The organism is Streptomyces sp. NPDC033229 (genome assembly GCF_055576875.1).
On record NZ_JBVIQR010000125.1, the window covers coordinates 1 to 5103 of the forward strand.

Annotated in this window: 5 protein-coding genes and 1 pseudogene; all 6 read right to left on the reverse strand. The window is 67.2% G+C overall.

Annotation, left to right across the window (positions count from 1 at the left end):
- Positions 1–87: 87 nt before the first annotated feature.
- Positions 88–186 (reverse strand): annotated as a pseudogene (locus ACZ53N_RS36240) (hypothetical protein); the annotation flags it as partial.
- Positions 187–360: 174 nt separating this feature from the next.
- A complete protein-coding gene (locus ACZ53N_RS36245) occupies positions 361–633 on the reverse strand; it encodes a hypothetical protein (RefSeq protein ID WP_469144979.1) in 273 nt (90 codons plus the stop codon).
- 287 nt (positions 634–920) lie between these two features.
- Positions 921–1115: a hypothetical protein gene (locus ACZ53N_RS36250; RefSeq protein WP_469144980.1), complete on the reverse strand. Its 195-nt coding sequence runs from the start codon at positions 1113–1115 to the stop codon at positions 921–923.
- A gap of 148 nt (positions 1116–1263) precedes the next feature.
- Positions 1264–1947 (reverse strand): hypothetical protein, encoded by a 684-nt coding sequence (locus ACZ53N_RS36255; RefSeq protein ID WP_469144981.1) that lies wholly within the window; start codon positions 1945–1947, stop codon positions 1264–1266.
- 175 nt (positions 1948–2122) lie between these two features.
- Positions 2123–3433 carry a DUF3631 domain-containing protein gene (locus ACZ53N_RS36260; protein ID WP_469144982.1) on the reverse strand — a complete coding sequence of 437 codons (1311 nt, stop codon included), beginning with the start codon at positions 3431–3433 and terminating at the stop codon, positions 2123–2125.
- A gap of 512 nt (positions 3434–3945) precedes the next feature.
- On the reverse strand, positions 3946–4932 hold the full coding sequence (locus tag ACZ53N_RS36265; protein WP_469144983.1) for a recombinase zinc ribbon domain-containing protein: 987 nt from the start codon (positions 4930–4932) through the stop codon (positions 3946–3948).
- Positions 4933–5103: the final 171 nt, after the last annotated feature.

Consider the following 5103-nt stretch of genomic DNA (forward strand, 5'->3'; position numbering starts at 1 on the left):
CAACCACAACCCACAACTGCCATGGTCCTTCCTCGCCCACACCGGCCTGACCATCCACTCAGCAACCCCACCGAACTTACGAAAAGATCAGTAGGTCAAAGCGGTTCGGAACTCCATAGTCGTCTTGACCTTGTGGCACGGGCGACACAGCGGTTGAACGTTGTCGTCCGTGCCCGTCCCGCCAAGTGCAAGCGGCTACACGGGTCCACGTCTAAGACGGACGCCGGGAACCACGTACAACATCACGTGCGCAGACCACGCATTACAACTCGCCTGGGTGGGGGCGTTCCTTCCGCAGCCTGGACGGCCGCCTGATCGACGCCCCCGCCCTGGCCGCCGCACCCTCAGCCGCGCTCTTCCTTAGCGCTGATAGACGGGCTGCCCGTCCCTCCAGCCCGTCCCGTGGCTCTGCGTATGTCCAGGCTGGTTGCGTGGCACCTGTTGGGCCAGCGTCTCCGGGTCGTACACCGCCGGGACTGCCCGAGGGTCGAGCCCGCCAAGGCCCACATGAGTGACCGTGGACAGCGGCATGGCGGGGGTCGGTTCCGGGGTGCCGGAATGGGTGGCGCTCACGCGGGTGGTCACTTCGGCGACGACGTCCGCCACTCGGTCGCGCGCTCTGTGATCGGGCAAGGGAACTCCTGTGGTGTTCGGTGGTGGGGGATTCGACTACGCCGTCCGGTCGGCTGTCGCCTGGCGGTGTCGGACGAACCCGGGGACGTGGGCCCCTCTGGGGTTCTTGAACACGTGCGTGCACAGGTCGCGGAATTCACGGCCCGAGATGGCCGCCACCAGTTCCGGTCGATCCACGGCCAGGGCCGCCAGGATGCGGGCCCGGTGCGTCAGTTCCGTGACCGACGGGTCTCGATGTTCGTGGAGCCAACTAACCGTTTCTTGGCGGGCGTTGACTGGGGCAGCCGTCATCGCGTTGCCCCCATCTCCAGTTCCTCCGCACGGAACGGGCTCGTCATATGGCCCACCCGATAGCGGGCGTCCGCCTCGTCCACGTCTGCCAGGTCCACGCCGAGGGCGGGGGCCAGCTTGCGGATCTCGTCGACGGAGCCGGAACGAGGTGTCCAGCCATCCGCCAGGTGGTTGGCGACGGCCAGGCCCACGCGGCCCGTGGCGTCGTCACGGTCGGTCTGGCCCGTGAGCCAGGTTGCGAAGTTCAGGGGTTGCCTCCAAGGCGTCTAAGCGGGTCACCAGGGACCGGGTACGGGAAAGGGGGCCCGGCATTGGCTGCCAGGCCCCCGAAAGGGCGCCCTACGCCGCAGCACGACGTTCCTGGAGGGCGGAGACGAGCCACTCGCCGGTCACAAGCGGGTCCGTCGAGTGGGCCACTCGGAGAAGCGCGTCCCAGTCGGAGCCGTCGGCGACGTCGTCGTTTGCGTGCCTCAGCCCCTCGGGGGCTTCCACGTCGCCGACCTTCAGAGACAGCCACTCCGCGCGCCCCTTGATGGCTGCGAAACGCTGGTACGCGCGCTCCGCTTCCACGACCAGCTCCGCCATGCGAGCGTGTTCGCCCTCCAGGGTCTTCACCAGGAACTGCCGTTCCTCCGCCAGGACCTCCGGGTCCGTCTCCAGGGCGTCGTACTGGTCGCGCAGAACTCGGGCCCGCTGGTGAGCCGCCCGGACGGCCAGGAGCTTGTCCTCCCGCTGGGCCAGGTAGTCCACGCGCTTGTACGCCTTCGGAGCAGGGCCGCCGGCCAGGTGAGCCGTGTGCGCGTCGCGCCGCTCTTGCTCCTGGCGCTCATCAGCCGCACGCAGGCCCCGGAACTCCGCCTCTAGTCCGTCCCGGACCGCCAGGGCGGCCTTAAGGGCCGCGTATGCCTCGTGGACGCGCTTGGGTGCCGTCGGCTCGTGCCAGGTCATGGACGACACCGGCCACGTGCCCACGGTCTCCTCCGCACGGGCGTCCAGGACGTCATGCGGGTTGTTCTTGCTCATATCGGTGTGCTCCATCAGTAATGCAGGGCCTGTTGACCCTGGGTGTTGAAAGGGCCCGCCCCGTGCGCGCCGCCTGGCCCGCTTAGCCAGAGGGGACGCCGTGGGGGAGGGCATGAATTGCCTCGGGAGGCGGTGTGTCCCGCTGTCCCGGTGCGTCCCGCCGCGTGCGGAGGGCCTAGCGGCCTTGGCCGAACACGTCGGCTCCGGGGTTCTCCCGCTCCTCCACTGCCTCGTCGGCGTCGTCCACTGGCGGGAGAACGCGTTCCCAGGTGTCTTGGAGATCCGCCCAGTGCCAGCCCCACGCGCGACCGTTGCCAGTACGGACGCGGACGGACTTCACCCCGTGTTGCCGCAGCAACGCCCCCACGTCCTCCGGCCGTAGCTCCTCCCGGCCCTCGAATCGGTGGAACACCACGGGGTCCAGTGCGAGAGCGGCAGTACACGCGTCGTCGGGACCTATCCCGACCGTGACCCTGCCCCGGTGCTTCAGGTCCGTGTAATGGGTCCTGAGAGCCGCCAGGAGCCGCATGGAGGATGACCCGGCGGCGCTATCGCGGGCGTCCTCCTTGGCCGCCACGAGGGCCTCCATGCATCGGCCGGGCCAGTCACCCCCGGCGGACCTGGCCACGGCCCACAGGCAGGACCAGATTTCGTGATCGCGGCCGTCCACCACTTCCATGACGGCCGGGTCCATCAGCTCCTCCAGGAGCTTCTCCGGGGTGGCAAACCGCCATGCGGAGTCCCGCGCCCACCGCCCGACCGACTCCCGGACCTCCGCCAGTTCCGCGTCATGCGCCATAGCGAAGTACGGCTGGGGGCGCTCCTCCCGCCGGGCACGGGTTGTGTGGATGACGAACGTCCGTGTCAGGAGTGCGTCCGGGAGCCGGGCGGTGGCCAGACCGGCGAACGCGACCGGCGCGAAGCAGGGATAGCGGACCACTTCGGCTTGCTTGTCCTTGTGCGCCCGCAGCACGACCGCACCGCGCTTGTATCCGGCGTTGAGGATGATCGTCAGATCATCCTGACTGCCTGCCGAGTTCGCCGAATACGTCCGGTCCAGCTCATCCGGGAACAGCACTACCGGGGACGCCCCGGGCTCCTCCGAGCCATCCGCCGAAGCGATGATCCGCAGCATGGCCGCCGACGACATGGAACCCACGTCCTGGCCGTTCGCGACCAGCTTGGAAAAGACCTCCAGAGCCCGCGTCTTACCCGACCCCGGGGCGCCGGAGAAGATCCCCAGACGCGGAGCGATCGGGAGGCCGGGGCACTGCGTCAGCAGGTGCGTGTACGCCGTCCACAGCACCGCCACCGTGAAGTGATGCGGGCGCTGGAACCACACGAACCGGCGGATCGCCGACTCGATCGCCTCCAGCGCTTCCACGCCCGTGGGGACCGGCGGCTCCGCCGCGTCCTCCGCTTCCGCCAGCTTGGCCGACTGGAACAGCATCCCGTCCAGCTCCAGCACCCCCAGGGCGTCCGTCACGCCGCCACCGCCGGAACGAGTCGGTACGAGCGGTCTCGGTACGGAGACGCGTCGAACACCGTCCGGCCCCGCTGGATCACGTCCGTGCAGTGCGTGCGCCGGGGGCCGTAGTGGGCGTGAGCGTCAGCGGCGCTGTGGCCCGCTCCGTGGATGTGGACACGTGGGCAGTAAGGGCAGGCGACGCGGAATGTCCACGGATCGCCCTTGGCTTGTGGGGAGACCAGTCGTGCGGGTGCGGAAGGGATCTCTTCGGGGTGGCTCATGCCGGGTCCTCTCGTGGGTGCCAGGCGAGTACCTGCTAGAGACGTAAACAGGGGGCCGTGACACGGCTCGCTTGGATGGCGGGCTTCCCCGCTCGTTGCTGCGAGGGCATGCACTGGTGCACGTGACACAGCCCGCCAGGAACCGACGCCACTTACTCGCTTCGCCGCGCGTGGCGGGACACAGCGGGACAGGCGGGACAACGACAAGGGCCCGCCCCTCCAGTCGGAGGAACGGGCCCGAGAGAGCCGCTACGCGCTTTCCTGCTCTTCCAGCGTCATGGGAACGCCGATGTCTGTGGGTGGCTCGTCGCCGACCCACCAGAACCGGAAGCGGTCAACGGAGGGCTTCACGCCTGACGTCGGAGCCTTGAAGAGCCATGCACGCTCCAGCACCAACCCCAGGATTTCGCGGCGCTCGGCGAGTTGCCAATCGTCCCATGCTTCTTCGAATAGCATCCAGTCGCGCAGGAACGTGATCTCCCGAACGTTCCCCTCCGGGAGTTCGGATAGTTCCTTCTCGTAGCGGTCCAATCGTTCGTTGCTGGTGGAATACCGGGCCTTGAACCGAATCTCACCGCGCGCCCCTTGGAAGAGGCCATTTAGCTTTTCCTCTTCTAGGCGGTCCAAGAATTGTTCCTCTTCTCGGATGAGCGCTTCCAGCTCTCTCCTGCGGGCGCTGCGCTCTGGGTGCTGCAAGTTCGCCCAGCGTTCAGCGATGGACAAGAGTGCGGGGTGATCGTCATCCAGGGATGCCAGACGCGAGACCATGGCCTCCTTGACGATGCGATCCGCGTGGACGCCCTTCATCAGCGTCCCGGGGCACCGTCCGCCGAAGTGGCGGCGCAGACAGCGGTAGCGGGCCCACACCTCTCCCTTTCGGACGAATGCCGTGTCGTAGGTCTCTCGGCTGCCGCATTCCCCGCAGTGCAGGTAGTCCGACAGGAACCCGGTAACTAGGCGACCGGAGCTTTTTGACCTACCGCCCGGCATTGCTGATCGCGTCCAGTGGTGCGGGACTTTCTTACCGAACATTGCGCGCAGTCGCGCATAGTCGACAAGGGAGGCTATCTCTGGCCCCACACGAACCATTTCACCTGTCTGTGAATGCCGGTAGATCTCACCCTGGTGCGGCAGGTGCCCGGTGATTACCGGAGAAAGGACGATCTGGCGGACTGCTGTCCAGGACCACGAATTGGCAGTCTTTAGCGGCTTCTCCCGAAGCTTCTGGGCCTTCAAGGGCTCGCCCTTGCTTTCAAGCTGGGCGATGCGGAGCTTCCGGCCAGCCCACCGTGGCGAGTCGTACCCCTGCTCATTTACTGAGGCTGAACTCGTGTTGTCATAGGTGCTGACAGGTCTTGATCCTTGCGGTACGTCGACAGGTATGCGGTACGCACAGGGTGGTGGATT

Coding starts and splice junctions, on each gene's coding strand:
- ACZ53N_RS36255 (WP_469144981.1), bottom strand. CDS start 1,947: ATGAGCAAGAACAACCCGCATGACGTCCTGGACGCCCGTGCGGAGGAG.